This window comes from Buchnera aphidicola (Schlechtendalia chinensis) (genome assembly GCF_001648115.1).
Taxonomy (GTDB): domain Bacteria; phylum Pseudomonadota; class Gammaproteobacteria; order Enterobacterales; family Enterobacteriaceae; genus Buchnera_B; species Buchnera_B aphidicola_N.
On record NZ_CP011299.1, the window covers coordinates 547,328 to 573,245 of the forward strand.

At 24.9% G+C, this 25,918-nt stretch carries 23 protein-coding genes, 2 tRNA genes and 1 pseudogene; 7 read left to right on the forward strand and 19 right to left on the reverse strand.

Annotated features, from left to right (window positions below):
* Positions 1–60: 60 nt before the first annotated feature.
* Both gshB and ruvX read left to right on the forward strand, forming a co-directional pair.
* A complete protein-coding gene (gene gshB / locus XW81_RS02530) occupies positions 61–1,020 on the forward strand; it encodes a glutathione synthase (RefSeq protein WP_075474372.1) in 960 nt (319 codons plus the stop codon).
* Positions 1,021–1,240: 220 nt separating this feature from the next.
* Entirely contained in the window at positions 1,241–1,651 is a 411-nt protein-coding gene (ruvX, locus tag XW81_RS02540) for a Holliday junction resolvase RuvX (RefSeq protein WP_075474374.1), read from the forward strand.
* 151 nt (positions 1,652–1,802) lie between these two features.
* Here the strand turns inward: ruvX and leuA are convergent, their stop codons facing one another.
* The 5 genes from leuA to trmB form a co-directional block, all read right to left on the reverse strand.
* Positions 1,803–3,353, reverse strand: a complete 1,551-nt coding sequence (leuA, locus tag XW81_RS02545; protein WP_075474375.1) for a 2-isopropylmalate synthase — start codon at positions 3,351–3,353, stop codon at positions 1,803–1,805.
* 405 nt (positions 3,354–3,758) lie between these two features.
* On the reverse strand, positions 3,759–4,370 hold the full coding sequence (gene leuD / locus XW81_RS02550) for a 3-isopropylmalate dehydratase small subunit (RefSeq protein ID WP_075474376.1): 612 nt from the start codon (positions 4,368–4,370) through the stop codon (positions 3,759–3,761).
* 33 nt (positions 4,371–4,403) lie between these two features.
* Complete coding sequence (gene leuC, locus XW81_RS02555; protein WP_075474377.1) at positions 4,404–5,801, reverse strand: 3-isopropylmalate dehydratase large subunit; 1,398 nt, start codon at positions 5,799–5,801, stop codon at positions 4,404–4,406.
* Complete coding sequence (leuB, locus tag XW81_RS02560) at positions 5,798–6,898, reverse strand: 3-isopropylmalate dehydrogenase (RefSeq protein WP_075474378.1); 1,101 nt, start codon at positions 6,896–6,898, stop codon at positions 5,798–5,800. Before leuB ends, leuC begins: the two co-directional genes overlap by 4 nt.
* A gap of 1,115 nt (positions 6,899–8,013) precedes the next feature.
* On the reverse strand, positions 8,014–8,730 hold the full coding sequence (trmB, locus tag XW81_RS02565) for a tRNA (guanosine(46)-N7)-methyltransferase TrmB (protein WP_075474379.1): 717 nt from the start codon (positions 8,728–8,730) through the stop codon (positions 8,014–8,016).
* A 168-nt stretch (positions 8,731–8,898) separates the two neighbouring features.
* Here trmB and mutY point away from each other — a divergent pair.
* From mutY to murI, 3 genes and pseudogenes are all read left to right on the forward strand, one after another.
* Positions 8,899–9,946: pseudogene (gene mutY, locus XW81_RS02980) on the forward strand (A/G-specific adenine glycosylase).
* A gap of 17 nt (positions 9,947–9,963) precedes the next feature.
* Positions 9,964–10,206: an oxidative damage protection protein gene (locus XW81_RS02575; protein ID WP_075474440.1), complete on the forward strand. Its 243-nt coding sequence runs from the start codon at positions 9,964–9,966 to the stop codon at positions 10,204–10,206.
* A gap of 69 nt (positions 10,207–10,275) precedes the next feature.
* The gene (murI, locus tag XW81_RS02580) at positions 10,276–11,091 is read left to right on the forward strand and encodes a glutamate racemase (RefSeq protein ID WP_082252573.1); all 816 of its coding nucleotides are present in this window, start codon (positions 10,276–10,278) and stop codon (positions 11,089–11,091) included.
* Positions 11,092–11,155: 64 nt separating this feature from the next.
* Here murI and sbcB read toward each other — a convergent pair whose 3' ends face one another.
* Together sbcB and XW81_RS02590 are read right to left on the reverse strand one after the other, a co-directional pair.
* Positions 11,156–12,583, reverse strand: a complete 1,428-nt coding sequence (sbcB, locus tag XW81_RS02585; protein ID WP_075474380.1) for an exodeoxyribonuclease I — start codon at positions 12,581–12,583, stop codon at positions 11,156–11,158.
* Positions 12,584–12,652: 69 nt separating this feature from the next.
* Positions 12,653–12,725, reverse strand: a tRNA-Asn gene (locus tag XW81_RS02590).
* Between the two features lie 120 nt (positions 12,726–12,845).
* On the opposite strand from XW81_RS02590, the gene XW81_RS02595 reads away from it, so the two are divergent.
* Positions 12,846–12,918, forward strand: a tRNA-Ile gene (locus tag XW81_RS02595).
* 16 nt (positions 12,919–12,934) lie between these two features.
* A complete protein-coding gene (pyrE, locus tag XW81_RS02600; protein WP_075474381.1) occupies positions 12,935–13,564 on the forward strand; it encodes an orotate phosphoribosyltransferase in 630 nt (209 codons plus the stop codon).
* Between the two features lie 63 nt (positions 13,565–13,627).
* Here the strand turns inward: pyrE and dut are convergent, their stop codons facing one another.
* The 12 genes from dut to XW81_RS02660 form a co-directional block, all read right to left on the reverse strand.
* Positions 13,628–14,092 (reverse strand): dUTP diphosphatase, encoded by a 465-nt coding sequence (gene dut / locus XW81_RS02605; protein ID WP_075474382.1) that lies wholly within the window; start codon positions 14,090–14,092, stop codon positions 13,628–13,630.
* Positions 14,093–14,379: 287 nt separating this feature from the next.
* Positions 14,380–14,838 (reverse strand): 50S ribosomal protein L9, encoded by a 459-nt coding sequence (gene rplI, locus XW81_RS02610; RefSeq protein ID WP_075474383.1) that lies wholly within the window; start codon positions 14,836–14,838, stop codon positions 14,380–14,382.
* Between the two features lie 29 nt (positions 14,839–14,867).
* Positions 14,868–15,095 (reverse strand): 30S ribosomal protein S18, encoded by a 228-nt coding sequence (gene rpsR, locus XW81_RS02615; RefSeq protein WP_075474384.1) that lies wholly within the window; start codon positions 15,093–15,095, stop codon positions 14,868–14,870.
* 99 nt (positions 15,096–15,194) lie between these two features.
* Positions 15,195–15,554 (reverse strand): 30S ribosomal protein S6, encoded by a 360-nt coding sequence (gene rpsF, locus XW81_RS02620; protein ID WP_075474385.1) that lies wholly within the window; start codon positions 15,552–15,554, stop codon positions 15,195–15,197.
* A gap of 301 nt (positions 15,555–15,855) precedes the next feature.
* Entirely contained in the window at positions 15,856–17,145 is a 1,290-nt protein-coding gene (locus tag XW81_RS02625; protein ID WP_154017319.1) for an adenylosuccinate synthase, read from the reverse strand.
* Between the two features lie 79 nt (positions 17,146–17,224).
* Positions 17,225–18,208 carry a protease modulator HflC gene (hflC, locus tag XW81_RS02630; protein WP_075474387.1) on the reverse strand — a complete coding sequence of 328 codons (984 nt, stop codon included), beginning with the start codon at positions 18,206–18,208 and terminating at the stop codon, positions 17,225–17,227.
* A 3-nt stretch (positions 18,209–18,211) separates the two neighbouring features.
* Entirely contained in the window at positions 18,212–19,429 is a 1,218-nt protein-coding gene (gene hflK / locus XW81_RS02635; protein ID WP_075474388.1) for an FtsH protease activity modulator HflK, read from the reverse strand.
* Between the two features lie 302 nt (positions 19,430–19,731).
* Positions 19,732–20,640, reverse strand: coding sequence for a tRNA (adenosine(37)-N6)-dimethylallyltransferase MiaA (gene miaA, locus XW81_RS02640; RefSeq protein WP_228860903.1), 909 nt, complete (start codon positions 20,638–20,640; stop codon positions 19,732–19,734).
* A 47-nt stretch (positions 20,641–20,687) separates the two neighbouring features.
* A complete protein-coding gene (locus tag XW81_RS02645; RefSeq protein ID WP_082252574.1) occupies positions 20,688–22,094 on the reverse strand; it encodes a hypothetical protein in 1,407 nt (468 codons plus the stop codon).
* On the reverse strand, positions 22,043–22,453 hold the full coding sequence (gene mutL / locus XW81_RS02650; RefSeq protein WP_075474391.1) for a DNA mismatch repair endonuclease MutL: 411 nt from the start codon (positions 22,451–22,453) through the stop codon (positions 22,043–22,045). Before mutL ends, XW81_RS02645 begins: the two co-directional genes overlap by 52 nt.
* A gap of 187 nt (positions 22,454–22,640) precedes the next feature.
* Positions 22,641–23,810 (reverse strand): mannitol-1-phosphate 5-dehydrogenase, encoded by a 1,170-nt coding sequence (locus XW81_RS02655; protein ID WP_075474392.1) that lies wholly within the window; start codon positions 23,808–23,810, stop codon positions 22,641–22,643.
* Positions 23,811–23,916: 106 nt separating this feature from the next.
* A complete protein-coding gene (locus tag XW81_RS02660) occupies positions 23,917–25,842 on the reverse strand; it encodes a PTS mannitol transporter subunit IICBA (RefSeq protein WP_075474393.1) in 1,926 nt (641 codons plus the stop codon).
* Positions 25,843–25,918: the final 76 nt, after the last annotated feature.

Here is a 25,918-nt window from a genome sequence, read left to right on the forward strand (position 1 = left end):
TAGAATTTGAATGATATTAAAAAATAAGATTAATATAGAGCAAGTATAAATGCAAAAAAAATGAAAATAAAATTAGGAATTGTAATGGATCCTATTTGTTCTATTAATATAAAAAAGGATTCTAGCTTTGCTATATTGTTAGAAGCTCAAAAGAGAAAATATTCAATATACTACATGGAATTATTAGATTTATATCTCGAAAATAATAAACCATTTGCAAAAGCAAAATTACTAACATTAAAGAACAACATTAAAAAATGGTTTTTTTTTAAAAAAGAAAAAAATATCTCACTATTAAATTTAGACATAATTCTAATGAGAAAAGACCCTCCTATTAATGAACAATATATATATATCACTTATATTCTTGAACAAGCTGAAAATCAAGGAGTTCTTGTAATAAATAAACCAAAAAGTTTACGTAATTTTAATGAAAAATTGTTTACTATATGGTTTCCTAATTTAATTCCCAAAACTTTAATAACTAGTAACATTTCTAAAATACACAACTTTTTACAAAAATATGAAGATATTATAATCAAACCATTAAACGGCATGGGTGGATTCTCAATATTTCGAATAAAAAAAAATGATCCTAATACAATGGTCATTATTGAAACTATGACTAATCACGGGAAAAAATTGTGTATATCGCAAATTTATCTTCCAGAAATTAAAAATGGAGATAAGAGAATATTAGTTATCAACGGAAAACCATTTCCTTGGTGTTTATCTAGAATTCCAAAAATCAATGAAAATCGAGGTAACTTAGCTGTAGGAGGAACAGGAAAAGTAAAAAAATTAACACGATATGACTGGAATATAGCAAATTTTGTATCTAAAACACTTAAAAAAAACGGATTATATTTCGTAGGATTAGATGTCATTGGAAATAAACTAACAGAAATTAATATTACTAGTCCAACTTGTATAAATGAAATTCAATCTAAATGCAAAATATCTATAAGCAATATAATTTTAAACTCCATAGAAAAACGCCTGTTAAAAAATAGTTCCTAACTATCTATCTTTTAAAAAACTATTTTTTCAAAACTTAGTAATAAAACGTATGTACTAGTAAGAACGAAAATAGAAAAAATTTTAAATAGTATATAGCTAACAATATCAGAAAATAATAAAATATTATTTAGAACTTTTATGTCTAAAATATGAAAAAATTCAGATCTAAATGTTAGAATTGATATAAATAAACTACATAAAATCACGGACATTCATACAAATGACCATTTTAGCATTTGATTTTGGAAGAAAAAATATTGGAGTAGCAGTAGGACAAAAAATTACAAAAACTGCACAAGTTTTGCCTTCTATAAAAATAAAAAACAAAAAAATAAAAATAGAAATATTTGAAAATCTATTCTATGAATGGCATCCAAATTTTATAATTGTTGGACTACCATTAAATATGGATGGAACAAAACAAAAAATTACAAAAGAATCAGAAAAATTTTCAAAAAAAATATTTGAATATTTTAAAATACCAATCTATCTACACGATGAAAGATTGACTACAGTAGAAGCAAAAACAATACTATTTGAAAAACACGGATTCAAATCATTACGAAAATCGAGAATTGATTCAATATCTGCAGCTATAATTTTAGAAAGTTGGTTTTCAAACAACATCTAATCATAATTCTTATAATAAAAACATCTTTAACATTTTAAAATATATTTATTATTTATAAATAATTCAATATTTGTACATCATATATATGAACGTAAAAATTAAATATACTTTTTACATCCATATTTTAAAAATTAATAATGTTATGAAAGTACTACATTAATAAAGATTTTTTTAATTTTTTTCGTATATATATTATTTTCCAAATACTATTTGAAATATCAATCATAGCTTGTATAAAAGATTCAAAGATATCTTTTGAGATACCTACTCCATAAAAAATTCGATTTCCATAGCACGCTTCAATCTTAATATTCCCAAAAGTATTAATATTTTCCTTATTCATCATTACAAAATTTTTTACTTTAAACTTAAATGACGCAATCTCATTGAATATTTTATATATTGCATATATCAATCCATTCTTAGTAATAATAACTCGATTATAAATTTGTGATCCACATAAAATTTTTATAGATAAATGTGATGTACCATTCGAACTAGACTTAATAATAAAACTTTTTAATTTAAAATATTCTAATAGTTCACTATTTGAATTAGAAAAAGATAATATTTCTAAATCATAATCAAAAACTCTACCTTTTCTATCAGAAAGTTTTAGAAAAGAATCATATAAATTATTTAAATTATAGTCATGATCTTCTAAATATCCCATATTAGACATGTAATGTTTAACAGCGGCGCGCCCTGAGCGAGAAGTTAAATTTAATAATTTTGATTTCAAGCCTATAGTTTCAGGAATTATTATTTCGTAATTTTCTCGATTCTTTAATACTCCATCTTGATGTATTCCGGAAGAATGTGTAAAAACATTTTCTCCTACTATAGATTTATTAGATGGAATAGATATATTACATATTTTGCTAACTATTTGACTAGTATTATAAATTTCTTTATATTTTATATTAGTATTTAATTTAAAAATGTCATTTCGTACTTTAATAGCCATAATTACTTCTTCTAAAGATGCATTTCCAGCACGTTCTCCTATTCCATTTATAGTTCCTTCTACTTGTCTTGCTCCTGCTTGTATAGCAGAAACAGAATTAGCAACAGCCATTCCTAGATCGTTGTGACAATGTATTGATATAACTGCTTTATCAATATTAGGAACTTTTCGATATAAAGAAGTAATTATATCTTGAAATTGGCTAGGAATAGTGTAACCGACTGTATCTGGAATATTAATTGTCGTTGCACCAGAACTAATTGCAATTTCTACAATACGACATAAGTTGTCCAAATCTGTTCTTCCTGCATCTTCACAAGAGAATTCAATATCATCTGTATATTTTCGTGCTCTCTTTATAGAACGAACCGCCATTTCTACGATTTCGTTAAACGTTCGTCCTAATTTAGATTCCATATGCAAAGAAGACGTGCCTAAAAAAATATGAATCCGAAAATAATCAGCGTTTTTCATCGCTTCAGCTGCTACATCTATATCTTTATCAATGCACCTAGCTAAACTACAAACTTTAGAAGTTTTAATATTTTTGGAAATAATACAAATAGATTTAAAATCACCTGGAGACGAAATAGGAAATCCTACCTCTATAATATCAACTCCTAATTTTTCTAAAGCAAAAGCTATTTTTAATTTTTTTTCAACACTTAAACTTTCTTGTAAAGATTGCTCACCATCTCTTAACGTTGTATCAAAAATAATTAATTGTTGATTCATTTATCTTCCTAAAAATTAAATTTATAATATGATATTCTTGAAAAATTTATAAAATAAAGAAATAATAATTTTCTTTATTACGAATACTAGTTAACACTGAAACTTTTAAATAACGTTTATTGCGTATGCTTATTTCAAAAAATCATACTAAAACTATAAAATATATATTACGATTCTTTGTATATTTTAAAAAATTAAAAGATTCAACTACATACATAGTATGTAAATAGTATTGCATATCAAAAATTAAAAATATAAAGAAATAAAAAAACATTGAAAATATAATCATAAAAAATTTATTTTAATTCAATGACAAATAATATAAATGCTAAAAATTTAGAATATAAATGATATTTATAATGTTTTTTATAAACTAATTAGATAGTTTTAAAATCATCTTAAAAATTAATTGAAAGGACTTAAAAATTTTGGGATTCTACTTTCATAATATTTTATTTTTTCAATATGCTTTAACGTTAAATCAATGTCATCTAATCCATTTAACATACAGCATTTATGAAAATGATTAATCTCAAATGTATGATGTTTGTTATCTATTAAAATTTTATTCTCAATCAAATTTACTGTTACAAATATACGATGGAACTTTAAAACTAAATTAAATAAATGATCTATTAAATTTTTAGACAGTACTACAGGTAACAAACCATTTTTAATACTATTATTATAAAAAATATCAGAAAAACTAGACGATAAAATTACTTTAAATCCGTATTCTAAAAGAGCCCAAACTGCGTGCTCTCTCGATGATCCGCATCCAAAATTTTCTCGAGACAATAAGATTGTGCTATTCTTATAAAAGTTTTGATTTAAAGAAAAATCAGGATTTTCAATTCTTCCTAAATTATCTAAATATCTCCAATTATGAAACAAATGTTTACCAAATCCCGATTTAGTAATCTTTTGTAAAAATTGTTTAGGAATAATCGCATCAGTATCTATGTTCGATATATCTAAAGGAGCTACCAATCCAGTATAACAAGTAAATTTTTCCATATTTATGTTTCCAAAAAAAAATTTGTATTATAATTATAATTTCCTAACATCAACAAAATGACCAAAAAGTGCTGCTGCCGCAGCCATAATTGGACTAACCAAATGTGTTCTTCCACCTCTACCTTGACGACCTTCAAAATTTCTGTTACTTGTCGAAGCACAACGTTCTTTACTCTTCAAACAATCACCGTTCATAGCTAAACACATGGAACAGCCAGAATGACGCCATTCAAATCCAGCGTTAACAAATATTTTATCTAACCCTTCTTCCTCTGCTTGTCGTTTTACCGTACCTGATCCTGGAACAATAATGGCATGCACAGTGTCAGAAATACATTTATGCTTTACAATATTTGCAACATCACGTAAATCTTCTATTCTAGAATTAGTACATGATCCAATGAATACTTTATCAATTGATACATCTGTTAAATACATTCCAGGTTCTAGTCCCATATACTGCAATGATTGTTCTGCACTATTTCTCTCAATAACATCATAATAAGATAAAAGTTCCGGGATTTTTTCATCAATAGAAATCGTTTGACTTGGATTAGTCCCCCAAGTAACTTGAGGAGAAACAGAAGATATATCTAACACTACTTTCTTATCGAAATTCGCCCCTAAATCAGATTTTAAAGTGTTCCAATACAACAATGCACAATTCCAATCTTTGCCTTTTGGGACATATGTACGATTTTTCAAATATTCTACAGTAACTTTATCCGGAGCAATAATTCCTGATTTTGCACCCATTTCAATGACCATGTTACATATCGTCATTCTACTTTCCATACTCAAATGAGGAATTAAACTTCCAGAAAATTCTATAACATATCCAGATCCACAAGATATCCCTAAACGCCTTATTATAAATAAAATTATGTCTTTTGCTGTAGTTCCATAATTAATATTACCATTCAATTCTATTTTCATACTTTTAAAACGATCTTGTTTTAACGTTTGCGTAGACAAAACGTGTTCTACTTCAGATGTACCAATCCCAAAAGATAACGTGCCAAAAGCTCCATGTGTAGAAGTATGAGAATCACCACAAACTATAGTCATTCCTGGTAAAATCATTCCTTGCTCAGGACCAACAACATGAACAATTCCTTGGTTAGGATTGCTTAAATCAAACAATTTAATGTTAAATTCTTCACAATTCTTGATTAATTCATTCATTTGTTTCTTAGCTATAACAGTTGAAAGTTCTAAATTTCTACTAATCGTTGGAACATTGTGATCCATAACAGCAAAAGTTTTATTCGGTTGTCTTACAAATCTATTCTTAGAACGCATTTCACAAAAAGCTTGAGGAGAAGTAACTTCATGTATTAAATGTAAATCTATATACAAGATTGGAAGATGATCTTTTTCTTCACATACTATATGTGCATCATATAATTTTTGATAGAGTGTTTTTTTCATTGTATTCTTCTATAAGATAGAAATTTAGATATAACATCGCCCATTTCACTAGTACTAACAAGATTATTATTCTTTTGCAAGATATCTTTTGTACGATAACCTAATCTTAAAACTTCATATACTACTGATTCAATAATATTTGAAATTTCAATTAATTGAAAACTATATCTAAATAGCATACCAATTGAAAGAATTAGAGCAATAGGATTAGCGATATTTTTTCCTTTGATGTCTGGAGCTGAACCACCTGCTGGCTCATATAAACCAAATCCTGCTTCATTCAAACTGGCTGACGGTAGCAAACCTAAAGAACCGGTAATTATTGCACATTCATCAGAAATAATGTCACCGAATAAATTAGAACATAAAATTACATCAAACTTATCAGGATTTTTAATTAATTGCATAGTAGCATTATCAACATATAAATGAGATAAATTCACTTCAGGATATTCTAATGACACAGTATTAACCGTTTCTCGCCATAATACAGAAGTTTCCAATACGTTAGCTTTATCAATAGAAACCAGATTACGCTTTCTACTTAAAGCTAATTTAAATGCTATATGAGCTATTCTCTCGATCTCAAATTGATAATACATTTCAGTATCAAAAGAATACTTTTTAGAATTTACATATTTTGTTCCTTTTCTCTTATTAAAATAAATTCCTCCTATCAATTCGCGCACACACAAAACGTTAAATCCTCTAGAAACTATCTCAAATCGAAGAGGAGATAAGTTTTCTATTCCAGAATACAAACGAGCTGGTCTCAAATTTGCAAACAAATTAAAATATTTTCTTAAAGGAAGCAAAGCACCTCTTTCTGGCTGTAAGTAAGACGATAAATTCTCCCATTTTGGACCACCAACAGCTCCAAACAAAATTGCATGAGAATTTTCGCATCCGCGCAAAGTACTTTCAGGAAGTGCAATTCCATGTCTATCTATTGCAATTCCACCAACATCATATTCTTTTGTTTCAATATTCATACAAAAATTTTTTTGAAGTACATTTAAAATTTTATATCCTTCTCTCATTATCTCAGGTCCGATACCATCACCTGGTAAAACTGCAATTTTGTATTTTCTCTTCATATATAAATATGATTCCTTATACTAAGAATATTTTCCTAAAATTTATAAAACATTTAAATAATGTATATTACAAACTTAATGTAATAATATTTAAAAAAAAATACATATATATTGAAACGTCCTAAAGTTTTTTAATATATGTACATAAACTCTACGATATTATGATAAAAAATTAAAATTTAATGTGTAAAATTTTGACTAACAAAAAAATGCAATTAAAATCACTTAAAATTTTAGAAGAATAAATATTAATCAAATTTTAAAAGTAAATAAAAACCGTAAAGTTAATATAAAAATGCAAAATAATAAATAAAAAAAATGAGTTAAACATAAAAACGTATATAAAAATTTAAAAGACTAAGTATATAAAAAATTATAAAATATAATATATTTTCTAAAATTATAACGTTTAAAAATTAAATAAAATTCACATATATTAAAAAATTTTAGGATTTTTGATAAAAATTTAAAAATAATACAAAAAAAAGTAAAAAATATACATTAGAAATTTATTTAAAATTTAAAAAATCATCTTTTATTTAAAAAATATAATTGATACAATTATTATAAGAATATATATATTTCTAAAAAATTTTTTAAAATAAAATATGTATAAAAAATTAATGAAATGTAATAAAAGCTAATATGATTTTTTTAATTTTTTTACAACCTCTATAAAATAGACTTTTAAAATTCTTAAAAGTTACTAAAATATAAGATAAACAAAACGTTTTTAAAAACACAAAATTTTTGTAAAAAAGTATAACTAAATTACTTAAAAAACTTATTAAAATATTTTCAAATTAAATCTGTTTAATGCTAAAAATCTTGTAATAAAATTTTTTTTTACACAAAAATTTATATAAATTAAACTTGTTTAAAACTTAATTAAATTTTAAATAAATTTCAAAATTCGTATCCAAACTCAATATTCATAAAACCAATAATAACTATCAAAAAATTTTGTATTTAAAAAAATATTTAATATTTTATAACATTAAAAGAAAATTCTAGAAAAAATATAAATAATCAATAAATTATGAAATCTATATTTCTAACTTAAAAAATTAGAATTTTATAAAATACGCAAAAGTAAGATTTCATGCCAAATAACTTCACACTGACTTAAACATTAAGTCAAATACAGAGTTGTTAAAACGTATTGCCTTTTTTTCAAATTTAGTAAAAGGTCTAAATTTTGGACGAGAAATATAACTGTTCGAATTAGATAAATTAGAATATCCACTAATGTCATGAACTATAGAAACAATTTCTTCTGCATATGATTGACAATCAGTTGATATATGTAAAATTCCATTAAACACTAATTTTTTAAGAATTAAACGAGCGAACATTTTTGTAAAAATTCGTCTTTTTCTATGACGTCTTTTTGGCCATGGATCTGGAAAAAAAATTTGAATCTCATGTAATGTTTTATCACAAATCATATTATTTAAAACTTCTACTGCGTCATGGTAAATAATTCGAACATTTTTTAAAGAATGAAAATTAATATGTTTAAGACATGAAACAATACCCGGTAAATAAACTTCAATTCCTATAAAATTTTTAGATGGATTTCTTAACGCATATCTTAGCAACGAATCACCCACTCCGAAACCAATTTCTAATATTAATGGAAAATGAAAATGAAAATAATCATCAATATTTATATAAAATTGTGAAAAATCTATTCCGAATTTTGGCCAATACATACTAATAAAATTACTTTGAGAATCGCTCAGTTTTCTATTTCTAGAAACAAAACTTTGAATTCTCCGCAAAAAAGTTCCATTCTTGCAATATTTTGATGTAATAACACTATTTATCATATGAAATACAAAAATAATTTTAGTCTAATAAATATATAACACATTTACAATTCCTACAAATAATATGTAATTTTCAATGAACATATACGATGAGTTAAAAAATATGTATAATAATTTTTAACTCAATTCACAACAAAAATTTTTATTTAAAAATCCGGTTATTGCGTGATCCCATCATCGTTATTTTCACAAATAGTTTTAAATTGGTACCATACAAATGGTAGAAAACATTTACCATGGAAAATTACAAATAATCCTTATAAAATTTGGATATCAGAAATTATGCTGCAACAAACACAAGTAAATTCTGTAATACCTTATTATAATAAATTTATCCAAATTTTCCCAAATATCAACATATTAGCTCACACTTCAATTGATAAAATACTAAATATATGGAGTGGTTTAGGATACTATACGAGAGCACATAATGTTCACAATACTTCTAAAATTGTTGTAAAAAACTATAATGGAATATTTCCAAATCACTTTTCCGATATCATTAAATTACCAGGAATAGGTCGAACTACGGCAGGAGCTATCTTATCATTCGGATTCAACCTATATGGTTGTATTCTCGATGGAAATATAAAGAGGCTTCTATTAAGATATTTTAATATAAGTTTTAAAAAAAAAGAACCAATTGAAAAAAAATTGTGGAATATTATAAAATTCATAACACCAATATACAACACTAGCAAATTTAATCAAGCTATAATAGATATAGGATCACTAATTTGTTTAAAGTCCAAACCAAAATGTAAAATATGTCCTCTAATAAAAACATGTTTATCATTCAAAAATGATAATTGGAATACATATCCTACAATTAAAAAAAAAAAGTAAAAAGATTCTTTTTTTAATTGTTCAATATAAAAATTTTGTTTTCTTAGAACGTAATCAACTTAAAAAAATATGGAAAGGATTATATTACTTTCCAACATTTGAAAAAATTTTAGAAATTTTAAAATGGATACAAAATAAAAATATTTATATTTATGAGAAAAAAATATGTCAATCATTTATACACAAATTTTCACATATTCAACTTTTTTGTACTCCAATTCGAGTTCAAATACACAAAAAATTTCTCATTAAAAAAAATGATAATAATATTTGGTTAAATATTGCTAATCCTCAAAAAGTTGGAATACCATCTCCGATAAAAAAAATTATTAATAATGAATTGTACCATACTTGTGTAAAAAAAATATAATTAAAGGAAAACATCCAATGAATACAAAAATCTTTTGTCAATTCTTCAACAAATATGCTGACAAACTAGAACGGAAACCATATCCAGGAAAAATCGGAGATAAAATTTATAAAAAAATTTCTAAAGATGCATGGAAACAATGGATGTTCCAACAAACAAAAATGATTAATGAAAAAAAATTAAATATGTTTAATATCAATGATAGAAAAATATTAGAAAATTATATGATAAAATTTCTTTTTAAGAAAAAACAAATATAAAAAATATTTAAAATATTCGATATCATCAAAAACTAAAACGTTGCTTTTCATAAAAAATCATAAAAAATTATGAATTTATATAAAACAAACAAAATCAATATAGCATGTAATATTTTAATTCTTGATTCAGGTTTAGGTGGATTATCTATCTATAAAAAAATTAAAAACAATTTTAAAAACGCAAATTTTATATATGTGTGTGATAATGCTGCTTTTCCTTATGGAACAAAAAAAGAATCGTTTATTATTTCAAGATGTTTAAAAATAATTAGTACCATTGCAACTAGAGAAAATATTACTTTAGCAATACTTGCATGTAATACAGCTAGCGTTACTAGTCTGCTAATATTAAGAAATAAATTTAACTTTCCTATAATCGGGATTATACCTAACATAAAAAAAGCGATTAAAACCACTAAAAATAAAACAATTGGTTTACTTGCAACTAGAACAACTATTTACAACAAAAACATTCAAAATTTAATTAAATTCTACGCTCCTAGAATTATTATAAAAACATTACACAATGAAAAATTAATTAAAATTACTGAAGAAGAATTAAAAAAGAAAACAAATTCAATGAAATTAATAAAAAAAACACTAAACTCATGGATTACTTCTATAGAAGCACCAGATACAATTATACTAGGATGTACTCATTTTTACTTTATAAAACATAAAATAAAAAAATTATTTTTAAACAAAATAAATATAATTGATTCCAATGTTCTAATATCCAAAAAACTTCATAAAATTTTGAACAATAACTTTGTTAAAAATGAAAATATAGCTTACTTGTCGAGAACGTCTAAAAAAGACAAAGATTTATTAAATGTATTTAAAAAATATGATTTTATAAAATTTAAAAAAATAGAACTATATTAGCAATATTTAAATATAAAAAACAATGTTAAATTTAACATTTTTAAACATATAAAAATAAAATACATTACGCTTGTAAAATTTTTTTATTAATATTACGTACATATCTTAACAAGTCTTTTAACAAAAGAACATTTTTAAAATTTTTGCTATTTAATTTTAATAGTTCTGATACTCTATCCACATATGTGGATATCTTTTCTTTAGTCATTACTGAATTACAGTACTTTCTCCAAATAACTTTCTCTGTTTCATTTAACAAATTAGGATAATTTCTAGCCCTACAACGAAAAAATAACGATTTCATTCTATCTGTTAAGAATGGAAATTGGATATCAAAAGAACATTTTTTAAGAAAATTATGTGTAATTTTTACTATATTTTTTTCAGAACTACTCAATAATTTACTATATAATTGAAGATCAATATTTTCATACTGAACCTTTACGAAATTACCAATAACAACCTTTAATTTTTTTTTTAAAAAAATTCTATTACGTATTAATGATAAATTTTTTCTAAATAATTTAAAATCTATACCAAAACTTTCATAAAATTTAATTTTAATAACATTAATAGGAGCCAATATTGGACAACGATTAACGTAAATGAATATAATACCTCTCTTGAAAAATTGACTATAATCTTCTATAGTACCCTTAATATTAATTAAATATTCAATAAAAATAGAAAAATTTTTTGTTAAATCAAAAGCGATTAATATATTTAAATTATTTGGATGCCATAAAATAGGAGCAATAAACCCAACGTTTTTTTTTAAGACACCGAAAAATTGAGATACATATATCATAGGTTTGACATTTTTAATATCAATTATTTTTAACAACTGTTTTTTATTTCGACATTTAAAAAAATAATTAAATAATCTTGGTTGCCTTCTTTTTAATAATTTTGCTATTTGAAGGGTAGCATATACATCACTAATAGCGCTATGCGCTTGATAATGTTTAACATTGTTATATTTAGATACATCGGACAATTTAAAACTAGGAAAATCACTATTTTTTCTAAAAGGCCAATTAATTCCTTTAGGACGTAATGCATAACATGCTCTCAATACATTTAAAATATCCCATCTAGAATTACCGTTTTTCCAACTCCATTCATAAGGATCAAAAAAATTACGATAAAAAATATTTCTTGTAAATTCATCATCAAACTTAATATTATTATATCCTAAAATACAAGTATTAGGTCTTTTAAATTGTTCATGGATCCTATCTGTAAATTCAAATTCGTTCAAACCATATTTCTTTACATAGTTGGGAGAAATTCCAGTTATTAATATTGATTCAGGATTAGGAAAATAATCTATTGGAGGAAAACAAAAAAACTCATTAGGAATATCAATAATATTAAAGTGAATATCAGTTCGAATACATGCAAATTGAGAAGGTTTATCTAAAGCAGGATGAATTCCAAAAGTTTCATAGTCATAAAACAAAAATGTAAAATCACACGATTCTAATACCATAATAATTATATATATTTAAATTTAAATGTCATAACATATAATATATCATATAACAAATTTAATAAAAAACTCCCCTGACTGGACTCGAACCAGTGACATACGGATTAACAGTCCGCCGTTCTACCAACTGAACTACAGAGGAAAGAAAAATTTTATCAAATAAAAAATACATTGTCAATAAATTAAAGCTGTAAAAAATAAGTATTTTACATTATAATATATATATATTATTATAATAAGAAATACTTATTTAAATATTCATGGCCCCTTAGCTCAGTGGTAAGAGCAGGCGACTCATAATCGCTTGGTCGTTGGTTCAAATCCAACAGGGGCCAAATCTTTGGAATTTAAATGAATAATTTAAAACAAACATTCATTCAGTTCTGTCTTGAAAAAAAAATATTACAATTTGGTAATTTTACACTTAAATCAGGAAAAAAAAGTACATTTTTTTTTAACTTTAGTCTGTTTAATACAGGAAGAGACCTTGAAAAACTTGGTTTTTTTTATGCTAAAAAAATTGTAGAGCAAAATATTAATTGTGATATGTTGTTTGGAATAGCATATAAAGGAATTCCAATTGTAATATCAACTGTAATAGCACTGCAAAAACATTTTAACATTAATGCAAGATACTGTTTCAATAGAAAAGAAATAAAAAATCACGGAGAAAAAGGAATTTTTATCGGAAATAAATTAAAAAATAATTTTATTTTATTAGACGACGTAATCACTACTGGATCATCAATATGTGATATAATTAGTCTTATTCAATCTCATTCTAGTTCTAAAAATATAGTATCAAATATATTAGTAGCACTAAATAGAAAAATTGATAAAAATGAAGTTTTAAACAAAGAAAAAACGAAACAAAATTTTAAAATAATTTCCATTATTCATATAAAAGATATAATTAATTACATAAAAAGTAAAAAAAATTTAATTCATTATTTAAAAAATATAGAACAAGACAACCTTTAAAAAATAAAATATAAAAATGAAATCAATGTCATAAAACTTTTTATGCGTAAAAATATTAAAAAATTACTTTAATCCCGAATGTCCAAATCCACTTTCCTTTCTAACATTGTTTTCAATAGAAAATTTTTTTACAAAATTTAAAGTAGGCCTAACAATGGGAAAAAAAACTATCTGAGCTATTCTCATTCTAGAAATTATAGTGAACGATTGTTTACTTCTATTCCAAATAGAAATCATAATTTGACCTTGATAATCAGAATCGATCAACCCAACTGAATTTCCCAATATAATTCCATTTTTGTGACCTAAACCTGAACGAGGTAAAATTAAAGCTGAAATAAAAGGATCTTTTATATGTATAGCTATTCCAGTAGGTAATAAAATAGTAGAATTTGGTGAAATTTCTATATTATTTGGAATACATGCTCTCAAATCCAAACCTGATGAACCTGGAGTTGCATAACTAGGATAAGAATATTGAGCATCTATATAAGAATTTAGAATTTTAATATCAATATTAACATTCATTTTTAATAACTTAAAGTATCTTCATAAAACTTTAAAAAAGTTTTACTAAAATTGATAACAATTTAAAATTTGAACTTTTAAAATTTTTTATATGAAATATTAAATTACAATACTTCCAAAAAAATTAATCTAAAATATAGTTAAATTTTAAATATTTATTAAACAAAAACTTTAATTTAAACTCTTTTAAAAAAAATATATATAAAAGATTATTACAAATTAAAATAATATTCTTCTATTCTTCTATTCTTCTTCTAAGAATAATTATTATTAACCTTAAAAACCATTCATTCATTAGGTACAACACTAATATTAACAGAAACATCAATAGTATTATGCGGTTTAAAAATTATATCATATTTTCCGATATTTCTGATAATTCCACTAAGAAGACGAATTTCTCCCTTTTTTACTTTAATACCACTTAATTTAGATAACGCTTCAGAAATTTCTCGAGATCCTACAGATCCAAATAATTTACCTTCTTTTCTAGACTTCGATACTATAACAACTGGTTGAATGACTTTTCGAATTTTTTTTGCTCGAAATTCAGCAACAAGCAATTTATCCAATAATTTTTTTTCTAAACTTTCTTTCTTTTGAGAAACAAACTTAACATTAGCCTTATTAGCTATAAGAGCACTTCCATTTGGTATTAAGAAATTACGCGCATATCCAGATTTAACACATATCTTATCACCTAAATTTCCTAATTTTTTTATTCCACTAAGGAGAATAATTTTCATTTATAAAATCATCCTTTTATATTTTACAATCATCGATGTTGATCTGTATATGGTAACAATGAAAGAAAACGAGCACGCTTAATAGCACGTGATAATTGACGTTGATATTTAGATTTAGTACCCGTAATTCTACTGGGGACAATTTTCCCATTTTCAGTGACATAATTTTTTAATATAGAAATATCTTTGTAATCTATTTCATAAATTTTATCAGCAGTAAAACGACAAAATTTACGACGACGAAAATAACGTACCATAATAAAAGTATCCTTTACAATTTTCAATTTCTATAATTCAATAAAAAAACGTTTTCAATAATTTTCTTTGTCCAATAATAGGCTTTAAAAATATACTTATTAAGATGCTGAATGAACTGCATTACCTAATTTTCTATCTTCTCGAGAACGAATCATTGGAGATGCTTCTGTTATTGGTTTTTTAACACACATAATGATATTACGTATAACATAATCATTGAACCGAAATTTATCTGACAACTTTTCAATAACATTTGGAAATACTTCAACATTCATTAATACATAATGCGCTTTATGTAATCTACGAATAGAATACGCTAACTGCCGTCTTCCCCAATCTTCTAATCTGTGAATTTTCCCTTTACTTTCAAAAATTATTTTCTTATATTCTTCAAGAATGTTAGGAAGTTGTTCGCTATAATCAGGATGTACTAAAAATATTATTTCATAATTTCTCACCGAGATACCTCTTGAAAACTTATTTAACTTAAATTAATAAATATTTTAAAAAATATTCAAAATGCTAAAAATACATTCATAATATACATGAATAATAAAAAATATTCAATATAAGGTATAAAACTCAAAACGTGTAAAAACTAAAAGCAAAAATATAATAAAATAGTGAACTACTACTAAAATATTTTCGAATATTTTCAAAATTTAAAAACCAAAATAAAATATCAAAGTTTAATAAACATCTCAAAAATAAAATAAAAAACGTTTGAAGATGAAAATTTTTAAATTATTACTAAAAAAATTACAAATTTCTAATAATTGTTTGATTTCTATCAGGTCCGGTTGATATTATGTTAATAGGAACGTCTAATATTTCTTCAACTCGAAGAATAAACTTTTGTGCTAAAATTGGTAATTTGCAAAAATCAGTTAATCCTGATGTCTTATTATTCCAACCCTCTATGACTTCATATATAGGTTCAACGGATTGCCAATCATCTTGACAAAAAGGAATTTTATTATTTAAATTAGGATTTTTTGTATTCTTATAACCTATACAAATTTTTATTTCTTTCAAATCATCTAATACATCTAATTTAGTTAAACATAGCTTAGATATAGAGTTAATATTTATAGACCTTTTCAAAAGTATAGAATCTAACCAACCAATACGACGCTTCCTCCCTGTAGCAGAACCAAATTCATTTCCTTTAGTACAAATATGAGAATTCAAACTTCCAAAAATTTCCGTTGGAAAAGGACCATTTCCTACTCTAGTCAAATATGATTTAGCTACACCAAAAACAGATTTTATATTAGATAATCCTATTCCAGAACCTGTGCAAGCACTACTAGAAATACTATTTGATGAAGTAACATATGGATAAGTGCCGTGATCTATATCTAAAAGAGTACCTTGAGCACCTTCAAATATGATTATTTTTTTATCATTCACAAACCTTTCAAAAAATTCAGAAATATCTTTAGACATCTTTAAGATAGCATCTTTTACTTTAAAAATTCCGTTTAAAACTTTATTATAATCAACACTTTCAACATGATAAAAATTTTCTAATTGATAATTATAATAATCTATATTTTCTTTTATTTGAAAAGAGAACAAAGACCAATCCTGCAAATCACCCACACGCAATCCACGTCTAGCAACTTTATCCTCATAAGCAGGGCCAATTCCACATTGAGTTGTTCCAATAGAACTTTTTCCACGTCTTTTCTCTCTAGCTATGTCCATAGCAATGTGATAACTAAATATCAAGTGACATGATTTCGACACAATTACCCGATTCTTAACATGATAATCATGTTTTTTTAACATATCAATTTCGTTAATTAAATGGATAGGAGACAACACAACACCATTGGCTATTATTGCTGTTACATTATTATGTAAGATACCAGAAGGTATGACTCTCAAAACTATCTTTTGTTCATTAATAACCAAAGTATGTCCAGCATTATGACCTCCTTGATATCGAATAACATAATCAACGTTCTTAGCTAAAAAATCTACAATTTTCCCTTTACCCTCATCTCCCCATTGAGTTCCTAGAATAACAGTATTTTCTTTTATCATTACATTATTACCTAATATTTTCATATACTAATATGAAATATAAAAAAATTAAAATTGTATAATAATATGTTTTAAACTACTTCCTAAATTTTTTCATATATTTAAAAAAGTAATTATTATCTGGATTAATGATTAAAATGTCTTGACCACTATTAAAACTTCTTTCATAGGCTCGGAGACTACGGACAAAACTATAAAATTTAGGCGCTTGATTAAAAGAATGTGCTAATATTCCCGAAGCTTCAGATTCACCTTCACCTTTTATAATTAATGCTATTCTTCGCGCTTCTGATAAAACTTTAATAACTTTATAATCAGAATATGAACGAATTTTTTCTGCTTCTTCTTGTCCTTTTGATCTTTGACTTCTAGCAACAGCTTCACGTTCTGCTCTCATTCTATTATATATCGCATCAGAAACTTCAATAGGCAAATTAATTTGTTTAATTCGCACATCAATAACTTTAATTCCTAATTCAGTCATACTATTATTATTTATTGACATTGCATCATATTTATTATTTACTCGATCTAACATTATACCTTTATTTTTTTTAATAGAATTATCCAATTCATAATCTGTACTTCCAGTATTTAAAGAATCCCTAATTTTGGTTGTTAATTGCCCTCTAGAATCAGTTACAATTTGTTTGACATTAAGACGCCCTATTTCTGAACGTAATCGATCACTAAATTTACGTTTCAACAATATTTCTGCTTGGAAAATATCACCTCCTCCTGTTGCTAAATAATATCGGTTAAAATTATTAATATTCCATTTTACATATGAATCAACAATTAAGTCTTTTTTTTCTTTTGTAACAAACCGATCTGCTTGATTGTCCATTGTTTGTATTCTAGAGTCTAAAATTTTTGCTGTATCAATGAAAGGTAACTTAACATGTAAACCAGGATCATATACTACAGGTTGACTTTGATGATTGCGCAATACTTTTCCAAATCGTAATACAATACCTTTTTGTCCTTCTTGAACGATAAAAAAACATAAAAACACAAACACAAATATTATTCCAAAACATATTGAAAAAATTTTATTCATAATCTATTCTCTTCCTTTCCTCGGACAATCAGTTCTAAAAGAATTCGATTTCCTTTTATCCATTATTTCTTTTTTAAGTATATTAGATATAGCATTATTGTCATTTATTTTTTCAGAAGTAAAATCATTATCTACAAATATTTTTTGTTTTCTAGGAAAAGAATCCGAATTTTTAGAAATTTTATTATCTTGTGAAAATAAACTTCCTAAATTAAATAATAAAAAATTGTTGTTAACTAATATTTTTCTTGAATTTCTAAAAATTTTTTCCATCGATTCAATATATAACCTATTCGCAGTAATATTTTTTGAAGTTTTATATATAGATAACATTTTCAAAAATCTGATCGCTTCTCCTTTTGCTTCTGATATTATTTGAAATTTGTACGACCTCGCTTTATTTAAAACACGTTGTGCTTGGCCATAAGCTTTCGGTTCAACTTCATTAGCGTATGCTTCTGCCTCTCTAATATATTGTTCTCGATTTTCTCGAGCAGCAATTGCATCATCAAAAGCAGATTTTACTTCTTCAGGAGGACGAGCAGTCTGGAAGTTTACGTCTAATATAGTTATACCCATGTTATAAGGTCTTATTGTTTCTTCTATTTCTTTTTGTGTTTCACTACGAACTACAGTTCTACCTTCAGTTAAAACTCTATCCATAGTAGAATGACCTATAACGCCACGTAATGCACTATCAGTTGCTTCTCGCAAACTATCATCAGGATTAGAAACTGAAAACAAATATTGTAACGGATTAGTAATACGATATTGTACATTCATTTCTACACGAACAACATTTTCATCAGACGTTAGCATAATTCCAGAAGTAGCTAACTCTTTTACTGACTTAACATTAACAGGAGTTACTTGACTAATAAATACAGGTCTCCAATTTAATCCAGGTTCTACCAAATGACTAAACTTTCCAAAATTTGTAATTACCCCACGTTCCGCTTCTTTAATAGTATAAAAGCCATTAATTATTAAAACGAATAAAGTGATTATAAAAACTAATATTGAAGAATTTTGAACATTTCTAAAAAATCCTGAACCTCCATAAAATAATTTCATTCTTATTTTAAAAAAATTAAAAATTTTTTTAAAATCGATTAAAGTACATAATCCATTTTTACTCTTTTTAGAACGTTTTGAATTTTTATTTTTTTTACTCCAAGGATCTAGTTCAGGTTCATTTTCACTTGGTTGATTCCAAACCATGTTCGTCTCCATATATTATTTTATTTTTATATTTTTTAAAAAATCATATTAAATTTAAATTAAGTGTATTATATTGCAAAATACATCTTATTACATAGGATGTATTTCTCATAAAATATATAAAACTATATAAATATATATGTGAATATTTTTAAATAAAATTAATTAAACTATGCATTATAAAAAACAGAACAATGCTAAACAAAAGTACTTTTTTAAAAAACTCAAATAATATATAGATTTTAAAAAAATAATAATTATTGTTTAAAATAATAAAATATACGTGCTAATTTTATACAATATTATAATTTCAATTTTTCTAAAATTTTAACAATTTCATAACTCAAAGTATCTAAATTATCATTATTTATTAATACGTTTAAATTTTTCCAATTATTTAACCAAGTCAATTGATTTTTAGCTAACTTTTTAGTAGCACTTATAGATTTTTGCACCATTTCATCATAGCTTAAAACTTTTGTTAAATAACCCCACATTTGTCTATATCCTACACAACGCATAGAAGGTAAATTTATATTTAAATCTCCACGATTTAATAAATTTTCAACTTCACTTTGAAATCCAAGCAATAACATCTTTTCAAAACGAATTAATATTTTTTCTACTAACCAATTCCTACTCTTCGGTATAATTGAAAATTGAAGAGTCTTATATGGAAATTTATACTTTTTAAACTTTGTTAATTCAGTTAACGTCTTTCCTGACATATAAAATATTTCTAAAATTCTTAAAATTCTTTGCAAATCATTCGAATGAATTCTCTTTGAAGATTCAAAATCAACTATTTTAAGCATGTTATGCAAAAAATTCCTATGTTTTCTCTGTGCTAATGAACATAAATACGAACGAAATTCAAAATTAGGCTCTGGCAGTTCAGGCAAACCTTCTAATAATGTTTTAAAATAAAACATTGTCCCTCCAACTAACAAAGGTATTTTACCTGCATAAATAATACGTTTTATTATTTTTAAAACATCTTTTTGAAATTCGCTTGCTGAATATCCGTCTTTAGGATCCTTGATATTAATTAAATAATATGGATAATGAAACAATTCCAAACTAGTAGGCTTTGCTGTCCCAATATTCATATCGCGATAAATTAATGCTGAATCAACACTAACTAATTCGACTGGAAGTAACTTTTTTAACTTTTTTGCAAGTGCACTTTTACCACATGCAGTAGGACCCATTAAAAATATAACTAATGAATTCTTTTCTAATTCAATTTTATTAATAATCATATTCTTAAATAACTTAACGCTGAATTAATACTAACACTTTGTAAAAGTTCTGGAAGAGGATTTTTTAGTAAATCTGAACAATATTTTTTAAATTCTGAAAATAGCGCTAAAATTTGTAAATGATTCCAACACAATACATTAACGTTCATATTATTAAAAATAATTTGTACTAATGTAGATAATTTTACCTTATTTGCACGAGTTAAATAAAATAATACGATTAAAATAATATTATTCAGATTTTGAGTAGAAAATATTGAAGGAACAGAATAAAATTGTACATTGTTTAAAGATAGAAAATAATTTATTCCAATATGACACAAAACTTCTTTACATGAACATAAAATCGTTCGTTGATTCTGATTTATAATAACGCAATATGGAGTATTAAAATGTTTTAATTGAATACCACGACCTTTTACTCCTAAATTTAATTTAGACTTATAAATCAATCGTTTTGCCATAGGCAAAGATAATAAAAACAATTTTTCATTTTTTTCTAACAACAAATAATTTTTATCTATTAATGTCAAAAAATTTCCAAACATAGTATGATATTTCTTAAACCAAAAATCTTTATAAAAAGATATTTTTTTAGTACTATTTTCGATTGATTTAACAGTATCTAATTTTAAATCTGACGAGCTAGATTCAAAATCAGACACATTATCTAAACATTGATTTTTCGAAAAAATGTTAGTGCCAGAACTATTTTTATTTTTTAAAATCCATTTTGATGATTTATCTTTACTAGAAATTTTATGAAGTTGTACCTTTATAAAAAATAAAACAGATTGATACACAAATCCATGTACTGTACGAACATTACAAATATCAATTTTTTTCTTTTCAGGATGTACGTTGACGTCTAACTCTCTAGGACAAATAGAAAGATATAAAATATAAGAAATTTTATTCAAATTTTTATAAACTTCTTTTGCTGCTTGAAGAACGGAATGATGTATAAATTTATTCTCTACAGATCGCTTATTAACATAAAAGTATTGAATTTTTTTTTCTAAATCGTTTTTAGTATGCACGTATACCCATCCCGAGATACTCATTTTATTATATTTATTTTTAATAAATACTGATTTTTTTGTAAAAGAAAAACCGCAAATAACATCAATTCTATTCTTCTTTTCAACTTCACTTTTAGATGAATGATAATATCTAATTGACTTATTATTGTGACTTAAACGTACATTAATCTCATGATAGGGTAAAGACAAACGGCGTACAATCTCATCAATCTTCATAAATTCAGAATATTCAGACTTTATGCATTTTCGGCGCACAGGATTATTAAAGAAAAGATCCATAACTGTTAAGGTAGTACCTGGAAGATGAGCTATAGGTTGCAAAGATTCTCGAATTTTTTTTTTAAAGAACAAACTCTCCATCCTTCTTTTCTCAAATAATAACAAGATGATATTATTAAACGAGATACTGCTCTGATACTCGCTAACGCTTCTCCACGAAATCCTAAAGTAGTAATAAGCTTCAAATCTTGAATTGATCTAATCTTGCTAGTTGCATAACGTGATAACGATTTTATTAAATCTTCCTTACAAATTCCACATCCATTATCTTGAACATTAATTAACTTCAAACCACCATTTAAAATATCAACGTTTATACACGTAGCACCAGAATCTATGCTATTTTCCATTAACTCCTTTACAACAGATGCTGGAGAATGAATTATCTCCCCTGCAGAAATATAATTTGCTACTATCTTTGGTAATATACTAATGAACATACAATAAATTCTCTAAACAATTATAATATCGCTAATTATTTATTAAATAACGCATTATCAAATATAAAATTGAATTAAAATAGATCTTACAATTAATAATACAAATATATAAATACATTTCACTCTAAAGAAATAATAGTTTCGTTTTAAAAAGCATGAAAAAAATTTTATGAATAAGTAATTTATGTTACTTATTTAGTATAAATTTTTTGTTAAATTCGTTAAAATATTTATTAATTAAAAGTGTAACAGACAACTTTGGATCTAAATTACTAAATTTCAACAAAACATATTTGACTCCTTTTGATTGAATTAAATAATTTAGTTTTACTGCTTCACTATCGTTAACATTTTTATAACATAATGCAGCTGCAATTCCTTTAATCAAATTAATATTAGGATATTGATATTCTAATGTTCCTAAAAGAGGTTGAACTAAACGATCATTTTTGCATAATTTTCTTAAAGGATTACGACCAACTCTCATTAAGCTGTCTACTAAAAAAAAATTTTTAAATCTAGATATTATCGATTTTATATAGTTGTTATGTTTAACTTTATCAAAACCATATCGAGATATTAATACATTCCCACTTTCATTCATTGCACCATGCACAATGTTGTATATGTTCTTATCTAAAATAGCATCGTATATATGAGAATGTCCATACAATAAACCAATATAGGCAGTAATCGCATGACCAGTATTTAAAGTAAACAATTTTCGCTCACTATAGGAATTTAGATTTTTTGTTAATTTCATACCAATAATTTTAGGAATATCACCTTTAAACTGATTAATATCACATATTAATTCTTGAAATTTTTCTACTCTTACAAATAATATGTTGCATTTTTTTGTATTATTAAAAGATACAATTCTATCTACTACTGTATCTACAAATCCAATATTATTTTCTAAATATTCATGATACTTCGAAGGTAATGCATTCATTACATATTTTTTTAAAATAGAACTGCAACGAAAACAATTTTCACACGCTATTATATTTAAAATATTATTTTTTTTTAAATGTATTTTATGTTCTATTCCTTTTGCAATTAATAATGCTAAAGAACTTACAACGTTTACTCCAACTGATATTGTAATTACATCTGATTCTGCTATAACAGAAAAAATTTTTGGATCTTTAATATGTACAGCTTCTATTCCAGTGATTTTCTCATAATGCGAGTTGTTGCCCAGTATTTCAATATCGTATTCATGATGTAAGTTAATAGCATTAACAATATTCTTGTTAATATCAGCAAAAATCAAATGAAATCCTGAGTTTACTAAAATTTGTCCAATAAATCCTCGACCTATATTACCAGCACCAAAATGTAATGCTTTCATCAATTCTTCCAAATATTTAATATATTTATTAAAGTAAAATACGCTTTAGTTTAAAACTACAATTGTAATTAATTATTCCTTTTAAAAACTCTAACTTCACTTCTACTTATTTTCGTAACCGTTTTTTTTGAAACAATTCTAATACATAATTGACGTTTTTAGTACTAGATAAAATTTTAATCACTTCATTATCATCTAAAATACTCGTAATATCACTTACTACTTTAACATGTTCATTATTTCGAGCTGCAATTCCAATAACTAAAAACGCAATTTCATCTGGGTTATCTCCAAAATGAACTCCTTCTGGAAATTGACAAAAAATAGCTCCAGTTCTCAATATAGAATCTTTTGCTTTTATAGTTCCATGAGGTAATGCTATTGATTCCCCTAACCATGTAGACATAATTTTCTCTCTTTCTAACATAGCTAAAATATATTCCTGTTTTACATATCCCTGTTTAACTAATTCTGAACCTATAAACCTAATAGCTTCTTCTTTATTTTTAGCTTTTTGATTTAAAAATATATTTTTTTTAGTAAAAAAGAAAAAATTATTAATATCTATACCGCTTTCTAATGTTTGTATAACATTATTTCTATTAATATTAGTCTCGCAAACATTACTTTTAATTAAACTTTTTCCTAAATTTTGGTAAAAATTATTATCTAAAAAATTGTTCAAAGATACATGTTGAAAATTAGGATGTTTTATTTTGGCCCTTTCAGTAAGATTCTTATGAGTAATAACTAAATCGGAATCATCAGGAATAGAATCAATTGCAGAATTTAAAACTATAATATCAATTTTAAAATCATTAAATATTTTTTTTAACATTTCTGCACCTATTGCGCTAGAACCCATTCCTGCATCACATGCGACTACAATTTTTTTTATTTTTCTTTCAAAATAAAAATTGTTATTACAATTTTTTGTCATAAAATTGTTTAATTCTATATCTTTAACTTCACATTTCTGCAATGCGCCTTTTGAAGAATTTTGATAATTTTTATTAAAAGTTTTTAATATGCAAAATGAAACTAAAAAAGATATAAAAAAAGACATAATTACTGCACATAAATTAACAAAATATAACCCTTTCGGAGTCAGAGCCAAAATTGATATGATAGAACCTGGAGAAACAGGAGATATTAATCCACCATTGAAAAATGTTAATATAAAAATATTAGTCATTCCGCCTAAAATTAATGCTATGATTAATGTAGGTTTTAGTAATACATAAGAAAAGTATATTTCATGTATTCCACCAAAAAACTGAATAATTGCGGCATTTCTTAAAGAGCTATTTGATTCTTTATTATTATATTCCAATAATAACAATGCTATAAGTACACCAAGTCCAGGACCTGGATTTGATTCGATTAAATAAAAAACAGATTTATTAAATTCTTTAACTTCTTGTAAACCTAAAGAAGAAAAAATTCCATGATTAATAGCATTATTTAGAAATAATACTTTTGCAGGTTCAATAAGAACTGAAATAAAAGGTAAAAAATTCTTTTGAACAATTAAATTTACACCATATTCTAAAATGCTAGAAAATTTTTCAACACATGGGCCTATAATAAAGAAAGATATTATTGATAATAATATCCCAACAATTGCTGCTGAAAAATTATTTACTAACATTTTAAAACTACTAGCAACTTTTCCTTTAAAAATTTTATCAAAATATAAAACAACCCATCCGCTCAAAGGACCAATCATCATTGCTCCTAAAAGCATTGGAAAATTAGTGCTTACTATAGCTCCTATCACAGCTATGCTTCCAACAATCGCTCCTCTTTTACCATTTATTAAACGACCTCCAGTACTAGCAATTAAAATTGGAAAAAGATAAATCATCATCGGATCTATGATTTTTTCTAAATTCTTACTTGGAATCCATCCATAATGAAGAAATAATCCACTAATTAATCCCCATGCAATAAAAGCACTAATATTTGGCATAATCATTTTACTTAAAAATCGACCAATATTTTGAATTTTAACTTTTATTAACATTGACATGCTTTCCCTTACTCCATTAGTTCAATTTACAAAAGTAATAATTTTTCTAAATATATATATAAAAACATGAAATATT